Origin of the sequence: Microlunatus panaciterrae (genome assembly GCF_016907535.1) — a bacterium.
GTDB classification, from domain to species: Bacteria; Actinomycetota; Actinomycetes; order Propionibacteriales; family Propionibacteriaceae; genus Microlunatus; species Microlunatus panaciterrae.
Window position 1 is genome coordinate 710,275 of record NZ_JAFBCF010000001.1, and the last position, 19,109, is coordinate 729,383.

Sequence of the window (19,109 nt, forward strand, 5' to 3'; positions counted from 1 at the left end):
TGGTGGCGGCGGGGAGATACCTCAGACGGGTAGATTCCGCAGCAGCGGGATCGGACTGACCTGCCCAGACTCTCCGGAAGGACGCTCGATGACGACGCCACACCCCACCACGTCCGGGCGTCCAGAGAAGGACGGGCAGCTCGAGCGGCGGTCCGGGTCGAGCGCCGCCGACCGCAGCTGGCGGGCCTCGTTGCGATCCCGACTGGTCGAGGAGCACACCCATCGGGCAAAGGTGAAGCGGGCACTCTGGGCAGCCGGAGTGGTGTTGACCATCAGCGGCCTGGCCTGGTTCTTCTTCGTCCTGTGGGGGGTGCTCAGCCAGGCCGGTCCGGCGAGAGTGGACGAGCCGGTCCTGTCGTGGATGGTCGCCCACCGGACCGCAGCGCTCACCGTCTTCATGTCAGTGGTCGCCACCGTCTTCGGGCCGGTCGGGATGCCGCTCATCGTGCTCGGAGTCCTGCTGCTGTGCCTGTGGAAGGCGGAGTATCTGTGGCGGCCCCTCCTGCTGGCCTGCGCCATGACGTCCGGGGTGCTGATCACCCAGATCATCACGCATCTGGTCGGTCGGCATCGACCGCCGTCCAACCTGATGCTGATGGGTGTCGACCACACCTACTCGTTCCCGTCCGGCCACGCCGTCGGCGCCGGCGACTTCTTCCTGGTCGGCACGTACCTGATCGCCTCACGCAGCTGGTCGCTGATACGCACCACGCTGGCTGTACTGGTCGGTGTGCTGGCGATCAGCCTGGTCGACGTCAGCCGGCTCTACCTCGGCTACCACTGGACCACCGACCTCGCCGCCTCTGCCGGCATCTCGGTAGCCATGCTGGGCATCGTGATCCTGGTCGACCTGTGGCGTCCCATCCGAACGAAGTCCGAAGACCTCGACCGACACTCGCCCGCCCCCTGACGCGCCCCGACGCGCCCCGACGCGCCCCGACGCGCCCCGACGCGTCCTGACGCGTCCTGACGCGTCCTGAGCCTGTCGAAGGAGCCTGTCGAAGGAGCCTGTCGAAGGGCCGCTCTTCGACAAGCTCAGAGCGCGGATGTCCTGAGCGAAGGGCCGCTCTTCGACAAGCTCAGAGCGCGGATGTCCTGAGCGAGGAGCCGCTCTTCGACAAGCTCAGAGCGCGGACATCCTGACGGAGGGGCGAGCGACCTCAGACCCGATCCGGGGCGGAGAACGCGGACAGCAGCTCGCCGAACTGGATCAGGTGAAGGTCGCCGATGAAGCGGTCCTGCACATGGGCACGGGCGGCGCTGCCCATTGCGGCGCACTGCCGATCGTCCGGCAGCAGGTCGGCGAGGTGCTTGGCGAAAGCGTCCACATCTTGGGGGTCGTCGAGCAGCAGGCCGTCCTGGCCATCGGTGATCTGGTCGCAGATGCCGCCGACGGCTGACGCGATCACCGGTCGGGCCTTCCACATGGCCTCGGTGACCGTCAGGCCAAACCCCTCTGCCAGGCTCTTCTGCACGACGACGCGCGCCTGACGTTGGATCGCATTGACCAGGTGGGCATTCTCGTCAACGTCGTCCATCGGCAACCGGACCAGGTGACACCGCTTGCGCGCCGCCTCCGGCAGCCGCCACCACTCCGCCTCGCATTCGGACAACACCTCGGCACCCTCTGGGTCATCAGTGACGCCTTCCCCGGCTGGGCCGACCAACATCAGGTGGGTGTCGTCGGGCATCTCGCCCAGGTGCTCGGCGAACCCGCGCAGCACCCCGACCATGTCCTTCAGCCGGTCCCACCGGCTGACCTGCACCACCAGCCGTGCCTCCAACGGCGGCGGCGGGTTGCCGTTCAAGATCAGGTGGGGATGCTCACGCACCAGGCCGACCGTCCCATCGCGACGGATGAATGACAGGTCACCCGGCGGTGAGGTGTCTGCGGTGACCAGACCGGCGCGGTGCAGGACGGCACGCACGCGGTGCGGGGCGAGATCGCTGTTCTTGGTCGAGAAGGGATCGATCGACGGCGGTATCACCCGCATCCGTTCCATCGGAACCCAGTCCGGGCAGTAGCTCTTGCGGGAGAAGATGAAGCCCTCGGCCACATCCAGGTACGGACGGAGGAAGAGCCACGCCTGCTGGGTCATCTCATTGCTGGTGTCACACCCGATGTGGCACCGCCAGACGACATGGGCGCCGGCATCCTGCAGTCCGCTCAGCAGACCGGCAGGCTGAGGGTCGTGCAGCAGGACGATGTCTTCGGGTCCGACCAGCCGCCGCAGCTCGGCCAGGTTGGCCGCTGACACCTCCTCAAAGATGCTGCGCTCGGCATCACCCAGCGGACCACCGTCGCCGGGGTAGCCATGCAGGTTGTTGTGCAGTCGTTTGGTGATCGTGAAGAACTCCGGCGTCCCGTCCAGGGCCAGCCACCGGGTGTCCACCCCCGCTCCACGACCGTACGCCAGCAACGTCGTCAACATCTCTGCCACCCCGCCGCCCTTGGCGGTGGCGTTGACGTGCCACATGACGCGCCCCGAGAAGTCGATCCGGGCCCGCTCCGCCGCCATAGCCAGGTGCAACGCCCGCACCGGCGCAAGCAACGAGGCAAGGCGATCAAGACTGATCGGATGCACGTCCACGTGCTGCATACCTCCATCATGCAGCAGGGCGGACCCGTGCGGTGAGGTCACAACGTCCAGGGAGGACCAAAGTCCCGACACCGACGGGGCGGACGGCTCTGACCGGCCCACGCCCGCGGGCGGACAGTGAGACATAGCGTGCGAGCAGAGTTGCTGGCCGCCACATCAGGAGGCTCCAGTGCCCAGTCGATCATGGCCACGATGAACGCCGCAGCGGACTATCTGGGCTGGGGTTGGCTCTCCATCTCGCTCCCCAACCTCATCGTCATTGCGACGATGATCATCATCTTCGTGTTGGCGATCCCGCTCCCCTTCCTGAAGGGAGGCGAGGAAGCATGACCACGACTCGTGAACCTGCCGTGGCCGAGCACGCCGACGAGTCACGCCCGTGGACCGCTCGGCTCCGACGCTCCTGGATGTCGACGCTTCCTCCGGACAAGTTGCTGCCGGATCGCCAACCGGCCTACGTGGCTTCGTGGATCTACGTCTTCGGTGTGCTGACCCTGGCTGCGTTTCTGGTCATCCTGGCCTCTGGACTCGTCCTGGCCTTCGCCGGACCGGCCTGGTACCACACGTCAGCACTGGGCGAGTTCACCAACAGTCTGCACTTCTGGGGCGTACAGCTGTTCTTCATCTTCATGGTCGTCCATCTCTGGGGGAAGTTCTGGATGGCCGCCTGGCGTGGGCACCGGGCACTCACCTGGATGACCGGTGTCGTGGCCTTCCTCGCCTCCCTGGGGACCGCCTTCACCGGCTATCTGGTGCAGACGAACTTCGACTCGCAGTGGATCTCGTTCGAGGCCAAGGACGGCCTCAACGCCGTCGGCATCGGAGCCTTCTTCAACGTCACCAATCTCGGGCAGATGATGCTGCTCCATGCCTGCCTGCTGCCGCTGGCTGTCGGCATCATCGTGGTGTGGCATGTGCTGTTGGTACGACGGCACGGCGTCGTACCGCCGTTGGATGCCACCTCCCCCGCAACGACCTCTGACGACCAACTCGGAACTGCGGCCGGATCATGAACGCGCAGCGGGCGAAGGCGACCGACATCTCCGCGCAGGAGTGGTCCGGCCCCTGGCGACGCTATGACATCCTCAAAGAGGGAGTCGTCGCCGTCATCATCGTCAGTGTCCTCTCGGTGCTGATGGCCGGGCTGTTCCGTTCGCCCGACGAGCCCTCGCTCACGCTCAAGGGCTGGGCGACCAGCAACTCGAGCAACTTCTATGCGACCACGGTCCAGGAGCTCGCGGGCACCAGCGAGTCGGCCGGATATGGTCCCCCCTACAACAGCGCAGGAACCGGAATCTCGGTCGGACCGCTTGCGCCGCAACAGTGGTTCGGCATCACCCATCCGGTCAACCCCGCTGTCGACTTCGTGATCACGCCGCTGCAGAGCCAGACGCAGAACGCTGCCATCCAGGCGGCGCTCAAGGTGTGGACCAGTGCCAGCCCGGACCAGCAGAGCGCCTGGGCAGGCAGCTATGACACAGCGCTCACGAACGCCGACGACGATCCTGGGAAGGTGCCCTCCGGCAACTACGGTCCGGTTCCGCAGATCGCCAAGGGCCTGACGGAGATGGCCGCGGCCGGCGCCCTGGACGGCGTCCTGATGGCAGGGAGCAACTTCTACCAGACCGACGTCACCAAGCAGATCCTGTTCCTGGGTGACGGCTCCTATCTCGACGACGCCGCGACGGCGGCGCATCTGCAGGGCAACACCTGGGGAATGATGAACGAGACCGGCAGCTATCCCGGCCAGGCGTGGCTCTGGCTCTACTCGTTCTGGTATCAGATCCCACAGTTCAACTCGGACAATCCTGACGACTACCTCACCAACCGGGCCGATGCGATCATCTTCTACGTGATGGCGCTGTTATCGCTCGGGCTGGTGCTGGTCCCTGTGATTCCAGTGCTGAGATCCATCCCCCGCTGGATTCCGGTGCACCGCCTGATCTGGCGTGACTATTACCGCCGCCGGCTCCACCCGCAGCCCCACCCCTGTCTTCACTCCACCGGCGGGCGGCCCCGGGACGCCTTGAGCTGTGAGCGCGCCTTCTTGGATCGGAGGCGTTGTTCGACCGAACCCCGGGTGGGTTTCGTCGCCCGGCGCCGTCGGGGTGGAGCTGCGATGGCCTGTCGGAGTCGCTCCGCCAGCCGCCGCCGGGCCGCCTCACGGTTGCGCAGCTGCGACCGGTACTCCGATGCGGTGATCATCAGCACCCCACCGACGAGGTGCGGTTGGAGCCGGTCGACCACTCGGTCACGAAGCGTGGGAGAGAGCAGGGCAAGGCTGGCCGAGGTCGCCGGTGACCAGGACAGCGTCACTCTGCTGTCTGTGGTGTTCACCCCCTGACCACCGGGGCCCGAGGAGCGGGAGAACCGCCAATGCAGCTCCTCGGGCGCGATGCTGAGCACATCACTGATCCGTAGCGGCGCGTCGACCCGGCCAGGGCCGGCCGGCGCGTGGTCAGACTGAGTCATGACAGACCAGTCTGGCGCACGATCCACTCGCGTACGATGGAATCGCCTTTCGCCCATCGGCCGTAGCGGAGGCCAACGGGGGAGGAGGCGGCCAGATTGTCCCTGACTGGTTGGGCCTTCCTGACCCTCGTTGCGGTGGCCGCCCTAGCTGCCTTCGTCCTGCTGGTGGCCGTGTGGCCGTCCCTGTCCGGGCCCAAGCCGACCAAGATCGCCGCGCGCGCCGGACTGCTGCTCATGGTGAATGTCCTGGTGTTGTTCATGGTCACCACACAGGTCAACGCCCAGTTCCTGTTCGTCGCCGACTGGAAGGATCTTCAAGGGGTTCTCGGGGGGCGGGTCACCGCCACGGCCTTGCATCGGGGAACCAGCGCGTCCCGAGCGGCCGGCACCAGAGTCCGCGGCAAGGCGGCCTCGGCGGGCCAGCAGTTGCCCACGCTGCCCAAGAGCGCCACCGGGGAGCTTTCGTTCACGGTCAAAGGTCCGTTGAGCGGCGTCACTGGGACGGTCGTGGTGAAGCTCCCTCCCGGCTACACCGATCCGGCTTCAGCGTCGGTCCGTTATCCCGTGCTGGAGACCTTCCACGGCTATCCCGGGCAGCCACGTCAGTGGCTCCGCTCCATGAGCCTGGCGGACGTCATGGCTCAACAGGTGATCATGAGAAGAATGCGTCCGGCGCTGATCGTCTCCCCGCAGGTCGAGGTCCCCCCAGGAGTGGACACCGAGTGCGTGAACGGACAGCAGGGGCTACCGCAGCTGGAGACCTGGTTGGCCGAGGACGTCCCCAACTGGGTCACGCACACCTTCCGGGTTGAGACGGATCGTCGGTCGTGGGCCACGATCGGCCTGTCGGCCGGTGGGTGGTGTGCCGCGATGGTGGCGATGCTGCACCCCGCCCAGTACTCGGCCGCGATCGTGATGGGCGGCTATTTCCGGCCCGAGTTCGGCGCGGCCTACGAGCCCTACCCGCCGGGCAGCCCCTTGGCGTCGCGCTACAACCTGGTGAGCCTCACCCGCCGCTCGCCGCCTCCGGTCGCGCTCTGGCTGGAGACCTCGCATACGGACTCCGTCTCCTACGGATCCAGCGCCGCCCTGCTCCGGGCGGCGAAACCGCCGCTGGCCGTCAACGCCACGGTCCTTCGGCACGCCGGACATCGGATCAGCCTCTGGCAGAACCTGCTGCCCGGGAGCCTGACCTGGTTGGGCGCCAACATCTCTGGTTTCCGATCGCTCAAGTGACGATCGTCGGTGATCACGTACGCACAGCTGCGTCGGAGCACAGGACGGGCGGTCAGGCGGCGTTGGTGTCGGGCTGATGGATGCCGAAGGTGTTGCCTTCGGTGTCGAGGTAGTAGCCCTGCCACGCCATCCCGGTGAGCGCCATCTTCGGCAGCGCCACCTGTCCCCCGGCGTCAAGGATGCGCCGCTCTGTCTGGTCGTAGTCCTCGACACCCACCGTGCAGACGAACGCATTGGTTCCCTGGCCCGGAGCGGGCGCCGGGGCCGGCCGTTGCTGCAGACCGCCATTGATGCCGGGCTGATCTTCCGGGCCGGTCATGATCCCCCAGTAGGTCGACCCGGTGATGGGTCCCCAGTCCTCGAATCCCCAGTCGAAAACCGCGGTGTAGAACGCCTTGGCGCGTTCCACGTCATCGGCCTGGATCTCGAAATGCAGGACACGGGACATGGCTACCTCCTCGTTGGGGGCCGGGAAGTCCATCCTCGCAAAGGTGACGTACAACCGGAAGAGTTCGCCTCCGACTGGGATGATCGAACTGTGCCAACAGAACCGCGCATGATCTCCTTGGGCTTCGGCAAGTTTGCCCGCGCTGACAAGATCTTCGCCCTGGAACCGTTGCTGGGCGACGAGCGCGGTGACGGACGCCGGACCCGGGTGTGGGTGGAAGGCATCAGTCACCCCGTCATCGCTTCACGCACCGAGCAGACGATCCTGCGTGACATGGGCCAGGACGTCGCAGCGGATGCTCCCCTGGTCGACGAGGCCATCGACCTCGCCTCGCGGCTCGCGGCCGCCGCAGACGCCGGCCGGGTCGACCTGAGCGACCTCGGACGGCGGGCACGGCGCCTGCTTGCTGCGACCACCCGCGACTGATCTCACCGCGGCAGCGCCGCTGTCGCCACAATGTCAGGGGTCACACTGCGCACGAAACTGACCACCTCGACGAACCGGTCGATGTCATCGTCCGAGCCGCGGCCATACCACCAGTCCCGGGCCCAGCCGATCAGCGGGGCGTGTCCCGGCAGGAACCTGACGCCGTAGTCCGCGCCGGCCCGCTTGGACACCTGCCGGCCCAGAGCCAACGTCGCCGCGGCACGGCAGACGGCCAGCACCGCGTAGGCCTGGGTACCGGGCCGCCGCGCCTCCGACACCCATTCCGGCCACTGTTCCAGGTGCTCCAGCACGATCTGGTGCACCGTGCTCCAGTTGATCACCGGCAGTAGCGCAGTGGGTGTCGCACCCACCAGCGCATGATCATGTTCGAGCGCAGAGCTCCAGTTGAGCAGGTAGTGACGGCTCGCCTCCACCAGATGGATCGGCTCGCCCGGGCTGATCCGTGCCATCAGGTGAGACACCCCGGTGTCGGCAAGGACGTCGCGCACGGCCTGCGGCGAGACATAGTCCACCTCCACGCGGCCGTCCCAGGCGGGGAACTCCGTCGCCAGCCGGTCGTGCAGCTCAGCCAGTGTCTGCAGTGTTTCCGGGCCCGGGTCCCGGTCGAGAATGGCCACCAGGTCGAGATCGCTGCGATCAGGATCGAAGTCGCCTGCCACCCACGATCCATGCACGGCAAGGCTCAGCAGCCTGTCCCCCAACGCTGAGCTCAGGCTGGCCGACAGACGATCGAGCAGGACCTCCGGTTGTGGTTGCACGCGCACGACCCTAGCCGTTCCGCCCCGTAGCCGGCGCGGGCACCGCAGCACCCCTTCCCAGCACCGCCGAGTGCAGGCATGATCAAGGCAACACCACAGTCCGGGACCCCAGGCCCTCAAGAAGGGACAGGCATGACCACCTACAAGGTCGGCTACTTCGTCGGCAGCCTCTCCTCAACCTCCATCAACCGCGTGCTTGCCAAGGCGCTGATCCGGCTGGCGCCGGAGGACCTCGAGTTCACCGAGATCGCGATCGGCAACCTCCCGCTGTACAGCCCCGACTACGATCAGGACTTCCCCCCGGAGGCCACTGCGCTGAAGGACGCGATCAGGGCCGTGGACGCCGTCCTGTTCGTCACTCCGGAGTACAACCGGTCGATCCCAGGTGCCCTCAAGAACGCGATCGACTGGGCATCGCGGCCCTGGGGGCAGAACTCGTTCGACCACATCCCCGCTGGCGTGATCGGCGCCTCCATCGGCCCGATCGGCACCGCCGTCGGCCAGCAGAGCCTGCGCGCCGTGCTGAGCTTCTGCAACGCGCGACAGATGACGGCACCGGAGGCCTACATCCACTACACCCCGGAGGTGTTCCGTGCCGACGGCGACGTCACCAAAGATTCCACCCGCGAGTTCCTGCGGCAGTTCATGAGCGAGTACCGCGACCATGTCGTCCGGGTCCTGACCGTTCTGCCTCGCTAGGCCCGCAATCACGGGCTCGTGCAGGGCACGTCCTGTGCCTGGCTGGGTCGGGCCGGCAGCGAGACAGTCACCTTCAGGGTGTTGTTCATCTCGTCCCGCTCGGCGATCTCGTTGCTCGGGTCGATCGTCACGGTGAAGTGGTGCGCGTGACCGTAGTCGCCCGGCCGCAGGTCGACCTGCATGGCAGAAAAACCCGAGCCGGTGCTGACCGCCGTGTTCCCGCCGCCGGTGAGTCCGGTGTCGCTCGTGATCGTGAACGGCACCAGCCGGGACAGCTGGGCGGGACCTGAGTTCCGTACGGCCACGAAGATCGTGAGGTTGTCGGCGCCGCTGAGGGCCCCGCCAGGAACAACCGAGCACTCGGGCAGCGTGAAGAGCGACAGGTCCAGGTTCGCCACTGGTGTGGCTGTGGTTGAGGCATCCACGTCGATGTCGACCAACGACGCAGGCCCTTGCAGGTTGTGCTGGATGCGAAGCTGAGCGTGACCCGCTGGTCCCGGTTTCACGCGTACGGTGATGGTGCACGTCTCACCCTGGTGCAGAGACTTTCCTGGGCAGGTCCCCTCCTGCCAAAGCCGGTCCGCAGCATCTCCGGTGAACTTAAGCCCGGTCACCTGCAACACCTGGGTCCCATCGCTTCGGACCGTGACGACCGGCGCACAGGGGTCGCTCGCACAGTGCAACTGCTGTGGGGTCCAGCTGATGCACAGCTCCCCTTCACACGTCACTCCGGGTGTGGGCGTTGACCCGCTGCTGGTGGGTTGCGCCGTTGTCTGGGGCGTGGGCGTGGGCGTGGACTGGGGTGGTCGGGTGGGCTGAGATTTCGGGACAGGGAAGGTCGTTTCCTGGACCCCCATGGCCTTGTCGCGGATAGTGAAGCCGCCATAGGTCACGGCCAGCGCGATGACCGCGATGAGAGCACCGGTCCACAGCCTGAGATGGGTATGGGGTCCGGCGACGGAGACCAGCGGTGGGAGGGCCGCGCCGAGCGTCGCCCCGAGAAGGGTCAGGTTCTGGGAGGCGTCAAACGCATTGCTGACGAGGGTTCCGGCCACCGAGCCGATCACCGCCAGCAGCATCGGTAGGGCCGGATGCTGGGGTTTCTTGGTCGGCTCCGTTGCCGGCTCCCCTGTGCTCACACGGATCACCCCCCGAGGACCGTGGTGCGCGGCACTCTGGACCGACCCGAGTGACACACGCGCCCTCACTTCGATGATCCTGCCCGGCCTCCACCAGCGCTAGTGGAATGCAGCCGAATAACCGGATAGCTGCCGGACGCCGTTGACCCGATCGGATCGGCCTACACCCGCTCGGGTTCAGTTGGTGGTGGCTGCCGAGTCCATCCGCTGGGTGGCGGCCCAGGAGGCGAGCAGGGCGAGCGCCTGGGCCGTGTCAGAGCCGGGTTCCGCTGCGTAGATGGTGAGGGTGAGGCCGGGCTCGGCGACCATGTCGAGGCTTTCATAGGCGAGGGCGAGGTCGCCGACCACACGGTGGTGGAAATGCTTGGTGCCGGCCCCATGCAACCGCACGTCGTGGGCGCTCCAGCGGCGGCGGAACTCCTCACTGCGGGTGGACAGTTCGCCGACCAGGTCGTGTAGTCCCTTGTCGTGCGGGTCGCGGCCGGCCTCGGTGCGCAGGATCGCCACGGCGGTGTCCGCGGCGGTGTCCCAGTCGGGGTAGAAGCGGTGGGCGTCGTCGTCGAGGAAGGCGTAGCGGGCGAAGTTCGGCGGGCTGGTGGAGTCGCTCTCGTAGATGGATGAGTGCATGGCCCGGCCCAGATGGTTGACGGCGAGCAGGTCCATCCGGCCGTTGCGGACGATCGCCGGTCCGGTCGTGATCGCGTCCAGGGCCCATTGCAGGCTGGGTCGTGGCGTCCATCGTCTGGTGGTACGACGGCGCGGTCGGACCAGCGCGCTGGTGCCGTCGGCGGCGCGGGCGAGGTCGAACAGGTGGGCCCGTTCGGCGTCGTCGAGCTGGAGGGCGCGGGCGATGGCGTCGAGGATGGTGGCCGAGACGCCGGCCAGAGCACCGCGTTCCAGCTTGGAGTAGTACTCGATGCTGACACCGGCGAGGGCGGCGACCTCGCCGCGGCGCAGGCCGGGGACGCGACGGCTGCCGGCCGTCGGGAGGCCGGCCTGCTGCGGTGTGAGCTTGGCCCGTCGCGAGACCAGGAACTCTCTTACTTCCGCGCGGTTGTCCACGTCATTGACGATACGGGCGATGCTCAGCGGTTGGGATGCCCTGTCCGTACACCTTTCAGCCGGGACTTCCTTCCGTCCACGACATCGGCTTTCCTGGATCACGAGGACGCCGCCGAGGCCCGAGGTGGGGCTGGTGGGCGTCCGGCGTTGCGGGGGGACTCCTCGCCGCGCAGAACATCCGCAATTCGTGTGAGGAGATCTTTGTGCGTGGTGTTGTGATGCATGCCCCGGGTGACGTACGCGTCGAGGACGTCGAGGAACCGCAGATCCTGAAGCCCACCGACGCGATCATCCGGCTGTCGGCCACCTGCATCTGCGGCTCGGACCTGTGGCCGTACCGCGGCGCCGACCACCTCAGCGGGCCGCTTCACATGGGCCATGAATACGCGGGCATCGTGGAGGAGATCGGCGCTGGTGTGAGCCTCATCAGGCCCGGCCAGTTCGTCGTCGGCTCGTTCTTCGCCTCCGACAACACCTGCGAGATCTGTCGTGCCGGCTATCACACCTCCTGCATCCACCGGGAGGTCCTTGGCACCTCCGGCGCCGCGCAGGCGGAGCGGATGCGGGTCCCGCTGGCCGACGGCACCCTGGTGGCCACCCCGGACGCCCCGTCCGACGTCCTGATCCCGAGCTACCTGGCCGCCTCCGACGTGCTGGGGACCGGCTGGTTCGGTGCCGTGGCGGCCGAGGCCGGGCCCGGCAAGACCGTGGCTGTGGTCGGTGACGGAGCCGTCGGGCTGCTCGCGGTGTTGGCCGCCAAGCAGCTGGGCGCGGAGCGGATCATCGCGATGAGCCGGCACCAGCCCCGCCAGCAGCTCGCGCTGGAGTTCGGCGCCACCGACATCGTCGCAGAGCGCGGAGACGAGGGCGTCGCCAAGATCAAGGACCTCACCGACGGGCTGGGCGCGCACTCAGTGGTCGAGGCGGTCGGCACCCAGGAGTCGATGATGCAGGCGATCCGGTCGACCCGCCCCGGCGGTCACGTCGGCTTCGTCGGTGTGCTGCACGGCGTCGAGTTGCGCGGCGACGACATCTTCATGACCCATGTCCACCTGCACGGCGGTCCCGCGCCGGTGCGCCGGTTCCTGCCGCAGTTGATGGACCTGATCCGGAACCGCACGATCGATCCCGGCCGGGTGTTCGACCTGGCCCTCCCCCTCGACCAGGCCGCCGAGGGCTACCGGGCGATGGATGAGCGCCGCGCCATCAAGGTCCTGCTGCGCCCATGACGGACAAGAAAGGGTCTGCGGCGCCACGCCTGGGCTTCGTTCCGGACTGTGAGTATCTGGGTGACTGGCCAGCGGTGGAGCCGGGCGGCGACCGGAGTCGGGCTGGGCTCACCTCGGCCCTGGTGGCGACCGTGGTGTTCCTGACCGCCATTGCGCCACTGGCCACCGACATGTACGTGCCCGCGTTCCCGCGGGTCGCCCGCGACCTGTCGGCGACCGCGACGCAGGTCCAGTTGACCTTGACCACGTTCTTCGTCGGCATGGCCCTCGGTCAGCTCATCGGCGGCCCGGTCTCGGACCAACGGGGGCGCCGCCGCCCGCTGATCGCCGCCGTCCTCGTGATGGCGCTCGCATCGGTGGTGTGCGCGTTGGGCGGGACGATCACGATCATGATGGCCGCCCGGTTTGTCCAGGGGTTCGCCGGTGGCTGGGCCATGGTCATCGGCCGGGCGGTGATCGTCGACCTCGCGACGGGCGCCCACCTGGTCAAGGTGTTGAACGTGAGCGCCGGGGTCGGCGGCATCGCGCCGGTCGTCGGGCCGCTGCTCGGTGCGGTCATCCTTCAGCTGTCGCACTGGCGGGTGTCGTTCTGGGTCGTCGCGGCCCTCGGACTCGCGATGACACTGGCGGTGCTGCTCGCCGTACCGGAGTCGTTGCCTCCCGAGCGGCGGCACAGCGGCGGCCTGCGCGCCTTCGCCGTCGCTGGCCGACAGGTCCTCGGCCAGCGCCGTTACGTCGGCTATCTGTTGGTCAGCGGGTCGGCGATGGGTGCCCTGTTCGCCTACGTCGCCACATCAGCGTTTGTCCTGCAGTCGATGAACGGGCTGTCCCCGATCGCCTACTCGGTGGACTTCGCCGCCAACGCCGGCGGGATGACCCTGGCCGCGCTGGTGGCCGCGCGGCTGGCCGGCCGGGTGGCCACCCGCAAGGTCATCCTGGTGGGCCAGGTAATGGCGCTGGCCGCTGGTGTCGCGATGCTGATCGGGGCGGTGTGGTTCCGCACACCGCTGCTGCTGGCTGTCGTGTGTTTCTTCGTACTGATGACGGCACAGGGGCTCGTCGGGCCCAATGGTGGCGCTCTGGCGTCCGCCGAGGTCCCCGACCACCCCGGCACCGGCTCCGCCGTCCTCGGCTTCGTCCAATGGGTGGCCGCCGGCACCATCGCCCCCATCGCCGGTCTGGGCGGTGAGCACACTGCCGTCCCGATGGCCCTGCTGATGATCGGCGGTGCAGCAGGGTCGATGATCGGACTGCTCGTCCTCGCCCGGCCGGGAGCCCGAGGGCAGATAGGACAGCGACGGCTCGCGCCGTAGACACCGCCCGCATGATCAGCACATGGTCTGGCCCCGATGTTGTGACGCCTCAGATGTGGCCATGGTCAGGGCGCGCACGGCATCGAGCCTTCTCCGCCGCGGCTGCTGAGCGTGATGAGAGCTGCCCCGAGGAGAAGGAGACTGGCGAGGCACACGAGGAGGCCGGAGAATCCGATCGGCAGGTCGGGGGCAAGCGGGCCGACCGAGGCTCCGATGAACAGAGCAAGCCCGGAGAGCCCCAGCGCCCCGCCTCGAGCAGGACCAGCCCGACTCGCGATCAGGGTGATCATCGCCGGGACGACGGCCGCGATGCCGGCGACGAAAACGGCACTGCCCAGGACAAGGCTCCACAGGGAGGCCGCCGTGACGGCCTCGAAGAAGAGGCTGGCCGCGGCGACGACGAATCCCATGACCGAGACCCGGGTTGCACCGAACCGCCCAACGAGCCAACCGGCCAACGGGGACAGGACCATGCCCGGGAGGCCAGCAAGGCGCACCAGGAGGACCTCGCCATGGTCGAGGCCGAACCGGGTCTGCAGCAGCGGACCGAGCGTCGCGTACATGGCGACGAAGCTGAGCAGGACGGTGCACGAGGCGGCATAGACCAGGCCGAGCCTGGGTTGTCGGGCGAGGGCGGCGAGTTCGCGGTATCTCTGCGCCAGTCGGGCAGGCGGCCGGTCGAGGGGCGGCTGGATCAGAACCACGTGTAGGCCGATCGCGCAGAGCGCGAAGGCGGGCGCCGCAAGGCCGAACACCCATCGCCAGCCGAGGGCATGGGCGACCACCTGGGCGTACACCTGACCGACGATGCCGGCCACGAGGAAGGCGGTCGCCACAGCTCCGACGCCGGTGGAGCGCCATCGCCGCGGGAGTGCCTCGCCGACGTAGGCCAGCGCCACGGCTGCAAAGCTCGAAGCAAGCAGGCCCTGTGCGGCGCGAAGCCCTGCCACCACGCCCACCGACGGAGCGAGTGACAGAGCCGCAGTCGCGACCGCCAACGCCGCCATCCCCGGCACCAGCACCGCCTTACGACCAAAGCGGTCCGACAGCGGGCCGAAGATCACGAAGCCCAGCCCATACGCAAGGCTGTACACGGTGCCGAGCGCGACCGCGGCGTCACCCGCCGCGAGATCCTCGCTCAGGATCGGGGACAGCGGGATGGCCAGGTAGAGCTGCATCAGCACCAGCAGAGCGCAGATCACCAGGATCGCCAGCGGCGCCGCCGCCGGCGTCGACTCGACATCGATCAGCGGCGTGCGGAGCTTGGCTGACATGACCGCTCAGGCCTTCGGAGTGCTCGGGTGATGTGGAGAGTCACCCACCAGCGAGCTCGCCCTGCTCACAGTCACATTATGATCCGGGCAGGCGTTCGAGGAACCGTCACTGACCGAACGTCGCGGCCTCGGCCGCGGCAGGCGGGCCCAACCGGACGTCCGGGTCTGCACCTGCTTCTGTGATCCCAGAAGGGGTGTGATCGCGAGAGTTGCGCCCGCCGCCGCGGTCCACGCCGACCGCTGCGGTCCCTGGTAGCTGGATCTGGCGCAGGGTACGCTTCTTTCACGCCCCTGACCCTGGCCCACGTTTGTGCTGCTCCTGACCACGGCAGCCCGATTGGTGACGCGAGTCTTGAGGGCAAGGCAATGGTTGGTGATCTGACCGCTGATCGTGGGGGGAGCCCCCACACTCGGCGCGTCAACGCGCGAGAATGGGCCGAGGCGAGCTGGGCGGCGCCGGCTGTGATCGGTGACGGTAGGTCATCTGGCGACGATGTGGTGTGTGCCTATCCGCTGGGCGAGGTGTGGATCGTCGAAGCTCTCGGCTCGCCGGTAGCCGGCGGTGAGAGGGTCATTCTCGGCGTCTTGTTGGCCCTGGCGGAGAGTCCTCTCGGGGTCGTGGCACATCTTCGAGATCTCGGTCGAGCGGTTGACGAGCCAGTGTTGAGTGAGCTGGCGAATCTGGGCCGATATGTGGAGCGGTGGCCCGCCACGCCGATCGTGATTGCCTCCCCCCATCCCGAAACGTCGACCGCGATTCGCTGCCGTCCGCATGGAGACCGACTCACGTTCGTCCCCTCGCTGCTCCAGGGATGGGCGCACATCAACATGGTCGATCCGCCGCAGAAGGCAACTCTGCGAATCCCGCCGCACCCTGTCGCCAGCCGCCTGGCGGAGGGATTCGGGATCAGGACCTGCCAGGAATGGGGAGCCCATCGTGCCGCCGACCCTGCTCGGCAGGTTCTGCGCGAACTGACCGACCGGGCAGTGGACGTCACTCATGGCGATCTCGACATCAGGCTCGAGCTGCACCGAAACAAGGTCCGCATAGCGGTCCGCAGTCACATCCCAGCGAGCGGAACGTTCCCGGAGTGGCCAGGTTGCGGCCTCGACACCATGGGCGATGCACCTGTCGATGTGCCGACGGCCACCCTGCCGGCCGCAGACGGCGGCCTGGTCACCTGGGCTGTTGTCGATTTGTGAGGTCGTCCAGGGTGAGCTTCCCCCGTCGACAGCTTCAATCTCGGTCGGAACTGAGTCGTCGCTGATGGTCTGCTCGGCGCAGGGAGCCTCAAGATCTGGGCGTTTCTCAACGGACGTGGCAGCAGTACCTCCGACGTGTCGAACTCACTGATGGCTCGCGTCACAGGCGTAGTCCGACATTGACGATCGCTTCGGCGACCGCGCGCACGGTGGCGTTGACCCTACGCGCATGCCCACGGATGAGCTGGAACGCATCGTCCACGCCGATGTTGTTGTTCTGCGCGATGATGCCCTTGGCCTGTTCGATGACCACCCGCGAGTCCAAGGCGTACTGAAGCTGTTCGGTCAGCTGTTCCAGCTGGTGCACCTTCGAGGCGTTGACCACGTAACCGGTAGCAACGTCGGCGAAGACCCGCGCCGCGAGCAGCTCCTCTGCAGTCCACTCATGCGGCTCCTGGCGGTAGAGATTCAGGGCACCGATGCATTGTCCGGCCAGACCCATCGGAATGCCAGCCACCGCATGCACACCGACGCCGAGTGCCGCCCGGGAGTATTCCGACCAGCGTTCCCTACTCTCACGCAGGTCATTGATGGCAACAGCCTCCCCAACTGTGAAAGCTTCGTGGCATGGTCCGGACTGGAATTGGACCTGTATTCGCTCCAGTGCGTCGTAGGGAGCGGCGATGGCCATCGAAAAGTCCAGCCGGCCGTTCGTGGCCAGCGTGACGCCAGCTCCCGACACCTCGAGCGCTGCGACCACGGCATCGATCAGGTCAGGAATCACCGCCTCCACGTCATAGGCGGTAGGCAGGGTCCCAGCGAAGCGGGACAGGGTACCCAGCAACAATGACTGATCCATGGAAGGCGCGACCTCGGCTCGATTCAGGGCGTCGGGTGACGGCTACCAGCGCACCGACCCCGGGAGCTCCCGGGAAGCAAGCCAGGCTAAACGCCTATTCACACCATACCCCGCCGCAAACCGAACCAAGGTGTGATCTGCAGCCTGACCGGCAAGCGCCCAGTAGGCTGCGTGAGGTTGTACCGCTTCGAGGTCGCGCAGAGCTCAAGGGAGAGGGATGCAGGCGTCAGAGTCCCAGCGTGCCGTTGCTGCAGCCACGTCGATCGCCTTATCACTGGGCCTGAGCGCCGACGACGCGATCGTTCTTCATGACTCGAACAAGCTCACCCTGCGTCTGCTGCCATGTGACGCTGTGGCCCGGGTGGCACCTGCCGCGCATCAGGTCGCACAATTCGAAGTTGATCTTGCTCAACGGCTCGCGCATCTTGGATGCCCGGTGGCAGCTCTGGAACCTCGAGTGGAGCCAGGCGTGTACGAGCGTGACGGCTTCGTGGTCACGTTCTGGACCTACTACGAACCTGCGACATCTCGAGAGATCTCAGCAGCCTGCTACGCCGCTGCCCTCAATCGGCTGCATGCCGGCATGCGCCAACTCGATGTCTCTGCACCGCATTTCACGGAACGGATCGACTCGGCTCAACGGCTCGTGGCGAGCCCTGCGAGCACTCCGGCGCTCGTCGACGCGGACCGAAAGCTCCTGGGCGACACCCTACGCGAGCTGAGACGAGAGATCGGTGAACGCGGCGGCGAGCAGTTGCTGCACGGCGAGCCGCACCCGGGCAACGTGCTCAGCACCGAGAACGGGGTGTTGTTCATAGACCTCGAGACGTGTTGTCGTGGACCGATCGAATTCGACCTGGCCCATGCGCCGGAAGAAGTCGGCGCGCACTATCCGGGAGTCAACAAAGACGTGCTGCGGAAGTGCCGCATCCTCGTGTTGGCGATGATCACCGCCTGGCGTTGGGATGAAGGCGACCAACTCCCCGATGGGCGCCTGCTGGGCACAGAGTGGCTCAGCCAGCTCAGGGCAGCGCTCGACTCGCAAGAGTCTGGATAGTCAACATTGGTCGCGGGCCTCATTGGGCTAGCGCGAGGCTGGGTGGCGCGGTAACGTGAATGTCGCTGACCAACAGCCGGTCGGGACGTGAACCGCCGTTTTCATGCCGCGGTTTCCCTGAAAACTTCGTCGCCCGATACCCCAAGGTCCATTCGTCGGGCAGGTCCACCATTGACAACGACCCATACAACCAACCTCTCTGCCAGCGGAGGTGCACGTATCAAGGGTGAGTTAATCGACTTGCTCATCGAGTCAGTAGTGCTCCCCCTGGATCCCCCCGCCCGGGCAGCAGCCTTCTGCGAAATCCTGGGTGAACTGTCTGCCGCCACCCAATGGCTTGATGGTCAGCAGCCAACCCTCGATGATCGTGAGGCGGGGAGTCTTCGAGCCCTCGGCAGCCAGTAGCCGCCCAAGAACCGGGCCAGGCGAAGGAGTCCCCGGAACACCCGCGAGCGATATGGTCGGATCACGACCACTTGCCGAAGAGGTGTGGCATGACTACAGATGATGATCGGGTGACCACGTTCCGCCACCTGCATTCCTCCGGCTGCTTCGTGATGCCCAACCCGTGGGATGCCGGCAGCGCGAAGGCTCTGGAACGGATGGGCTTCAAGGCATTGGCCACCACGAGCGCCGGCCTGGCCTGGACCCTGGGTCGCACGGACGACCAGGTCACTCTCGATCAGACGTTGGCACATCTCCGCGTCGTCGTGGATGCCGTCGCGGCCCCGGTGAATGCGGACTTCAGAGGCGGATTCGCGGTCGAGCCGGAGGGCGTCAAGGCGCACGTGACGTCTGCCGTGGCCACGGGGATCGCGGGTTTGTCGATTGAGGACTCGAGTGGCGACGAGGCGGATCCCCTCTTCGACATCGAACTCGCCGTCGAACGCATTCGGGCCGCACGAGAGGCGATAGACGAGAGCGGCACCGGTGTCGTTCTCACCGGTCGCTCTGAGGGTTTCGTGTGCGGCCGCCCCGACATTGACGAGACGATCCGTAGGCTGCGCGCGTACGCGGAGGCGGGTGCCGACTGCCTGTACGCTCCGCGAATCGACAACCTCGATCACGTCGTCGCGATCGTGGGCGCGGTGTCACCGAAGCCTGTGAACCTGTTGATCAACGCGCCGTTCACGACAGTTGCGGAAGCGGCAAGCGTGGGCGTGCGGCGGATCAGCGTGGGTGGCACGCTTGCCCGCAGCGCCTGGCGAGGGTGGCTGGAAGCGGCTCGAGAGATCGCGGAGGCAGGAACGTTCGGGCAGTTCGAGCAGCTGCCCAACGTCGACGGCCTGCTCAGCGGTTGAGCCGTCGGTCGC

19 protein-coding genes are annotated in these 19,109 nt (G+C 67.1%); 11 read left to right on the top strand and 8 right to left on the bottom strand.

The features are described 5' to 3' along the window. Positions 1–88 precede the first annotated feature (88 nt). The gene (locus JOE57_RS03160) at positions 89–910 is read left to right on the top strand and encodes a phosphatase PAP2 family protein (protein ID WP_204916354.1); all 822 of its coding nucleotides are present in this window, start codon (positions 89–91) and stop codon (positions 908–910) included. A 250-nt stretch (positions 911–1,160) separates the two neighbouring features. On the opposite strand, the gene JOE57_RS03165 is transcribed toward JOE57_RS03160, so the two are convergent. Then, a complete protein-coding gene (locus JOE57_RS03165; protein WP_204916355.1) occupies positions 1,161–2,600 on the bottom strand; it encodes a glycosyltransferase in 1,440 nt (479 codons plus the stop codon). A gap of 129 nt (positions 2,601–2,729) precedes the next feature. On the opposite strand from JOE57_RS03165, the gene JOE57_RS03170 reads away from it, so the two are divergent. Beyond that, entirely contained in the window at positions 2,730–2,930 is a 201-nt protein-coding gene (locus JOE57_RS03170) for a hypothetical protein (protein ID WP_204916356.1), read from the top strand. Next, entirely contained in the window at positions 2,927–3,613 is a 687-nt protein-coding gene (locus tag JOE57_RS03175) for a cytochrome b N-terminal domain-containing protein (protein ID WP_204916357.1), read from the top strand. Before JOE57_RS03170 ends, JOE57_RS03175 begins: the two co-directional genes overlap by 4 nt. Positions 3,614–4,595: 982 nt before the next feature. On the opposite strand, the gene arfB is transcribed toward JOE57_RS03175, so the two are convergent. Next, positions 4,596–5,072 (bottom strand): alternative ribosome rescue aminoacyl-tRNA hydrolase ArfB, encoded by a 477-nt coding sequence (gene arfB / locus JOE57_RS03180; protein WP_204916358.1) that lies wholly within the window; start codon positions 5,070–5,072, stop codon positions 4,596–4,598. A gap of 96 nt (positions 5,073–5,168) precedes the next feature. On the opposite strand from arfB, the gene JOE57_RS03185 reads away from it, so the two are divergent. Further along, complete coding sequence (locus JOE57_RS03185; RefSeq protein ID WP_204916359.1) at positions 5,169–6,308, top strand: alpha/beta hydrolase; 1,140 nt, start codon at positions 5,169–5,171, stop codon at positions 6,306–6,308. A gap of 52 nt (positions 6,309–6,360) precedes the next feature. Here JOE57_RS03185 and JOE57_RS03190 read toward each other — a convergent pair whose 3' ends face one another. Beyond that, the gene (locus tag JOE57_RS03190) at positions 6,361–6,756 is read right to left on the bottom strand and encodes a VOC family protein (protein ID WP_239578827.1); all 396 of its coding nucleotides are present in this window, start codon (positions 6,754–6,756) and stop codon (positions 6,361–6,363) included. Positions 6,757–6,846: 90 nt separating this feature from the next. Between JOE57_RS03190 and JOE57_RS03195 the strand changes: the two genes are divergently transcribed. Then, positions 6,847–7,182, top strand: coding sequence for a hypothetical protein (locus JOE57_RS03195; protein ID WP_204916361.1), 336 nt, complete (start codon positions 6,847–6,849; stop codon positions 7,180–7,182). Positions 7,183–7,184: 2 nt separating this feature from the next. Here JOE57_RS03195 and JOE57_RS19095 read toward each other — a convergent pair whose 3' ends face one another. Further along, positions 7,185–7,961 carry an aminoglycoside adenylyltransferase domain-containing protein gene (locus JOE57_RS19095; protein ID WP_204916362.1) on the bottom strand — a complete coding sequence of 259 codons (777 nt, stop codon included), beginning with the start codon at positions 7,959–7,961 and terminating at the stop codon, positions 7,185–7,187. A gap of 132 nt (positions 7,962–8,093) precedes the next feature. Between JOE57_RS19095 and JOE57_RS03205 the strand changes: the two genes are divergently transcribed. Further along, positions 8,094–8,660, top strand: coding sequence for an NADPH-dependent FMN reductase (locus JOE57_RS03205; RefSeq protein WP_204916363.1), 567 nt, complete (start codon positions 8,094–8,096; stop codon positions 8,658–8,660). Positions 8,661–8,668: 8 nt separating this feature from the next. On the opposite strand, the gene JOE57_RS03210 is transcribed toward JOE57_RS03205, so the two are convergent. Both JOE57_RS03210 and JOE57_RS03215 read right to left on the bottom strand, forming a co-directional pair. Beyond that, the gene (locus JOE57_RS03210) at positions 8,669–9,799 is read right to left on the bottom strand and encodes a CARDB domain-containing protein (RefSeq protein ID WP_204916364.1); all 1,131 of its coding nucleotides are present in this window, start codon (positions 9,797–9,799) and stop codon (positions 8,669–8,671) included. A gap of 177 nt (positions 9,800–9,976) precedes the next feature. Further along, positions 9,977–10,861: an MmyB family transcriptional regulator gene (locus JOE57_RS03215; RefSeq protein ID WP_204916365.1), complete on the bottom strand. Its 885-nt coding sequence runs from the start codon at positions 10,859–10,861 to the stop codon at positions 9,977–9,979. Positions 10,862–11,064: 203 nt separating this feature from the next. On the opposite strand from JOE57_RS03215, the gene JOE57_RS03220 reads away from it, so the two are divergent. Both JOE57_RS03220 and JOE57_RS03225 read left to right on the top strand, forming a co-directional pair. Next, positions 11,065–12,090, top strand: coding sequence for a zinc-binding dehydrogenase (locus JOE57_RS03220; RefSeq protein ID WP_204916366.1), 1,026 nt, complete (start codon positions 11,065–11,067; stop codon positions 12,088–12,090). After that, positions 12,087–13,403, top strand: a complete 1,317-nt coding sequence (locus JOE57_RS03225) for a multidrug effflux MFS transporter (protein ID WP_204916367.1) — start codon at positions 12,087–12,089, stop codon at positions 13,401–13,403. The genes JOE57_RS03220 and JOE57_RS03225 overlap by 4 nt, the downstream gene beginning before the upstream one ends. Before the next feature lie 65 nt (positions 13,404–13,468). On the opposite strand, the gene JOE57_RS03230 is transcribed toward JOE57_RS03225, so the two are convergent. Continuing rightward, positions 13,469–14,677 (bottom strand): MFS transporter, encoded by a 1,209-nt coding sequence (locus JOE57_RS03230; RefSeq protein WP_204916368.1) that lies wholly within the window; start codon positions 14,675–14,677, stop codon positions 13,469–13,471. A gap of 462 nt (positions 14,678–15,139) precedes the next feature. On the opposite strand from JOE57_RS03230, the gene JOE57_RS03235 reads away from it, so the two are divergent. Continuing rightward, entirely contained in the window at positions 15,140–15,880 is a 741-nt protein-coding gene (locus JOE57_RS03235) for a hypothetical protein (RefSeq protein WP_204916369.1), read from the top strand. Positions 15,881–16,040: 160 nt separating this feature from the next. On the opposite strand, the gene JOE57_RS03240 is transcribed toward JOE57_RS03235, so the two are convergent. Continuing rightward, on the bottom strand, positions 16,041–16,739 hold the full coding sequence (locus JOE57_RS03240; protein WP_204916370.1) for a GAF and ANTAR domain-containing protein: 699 nt from the start codon (positions 16,737–16,739) through the stop codon (positions 16,041–16,043). Positions 16,740–16,956: 217 nt separating this feature from the next. On the opposite strand from JOE57_RS03240, the gene JOE57_RS03245 reads away from it, so the two are divergent. Both JOE57_RS03245 and JOE57_RS03250 read left to right on the top strand, forming a co-directional pair. Next, positions 16,957–17,796, top strand: coding sequence for a phosphotransferase (locus JOE57_RS03245; protein WP_204916371.1), 840 nt, complete (start codon positions 16,957–16,959; stop codon positions 17,794–17,796). Between the two features lie 515 nt (positions 17,797–18,311). After that, on the top strand, positions 18,312–19,097 hold the full coding sequence (locus JOE57_RS03250; RefSeq protein WP_338041130.1) for an isocitrate lyase/PEP mutase family protein: 786 nt from the start codon (positions 18,312–18,314) through the stop codon (positions 19,095–19,097). Positions 19,098–19,109: the final 12 nt, after the last annotated feature.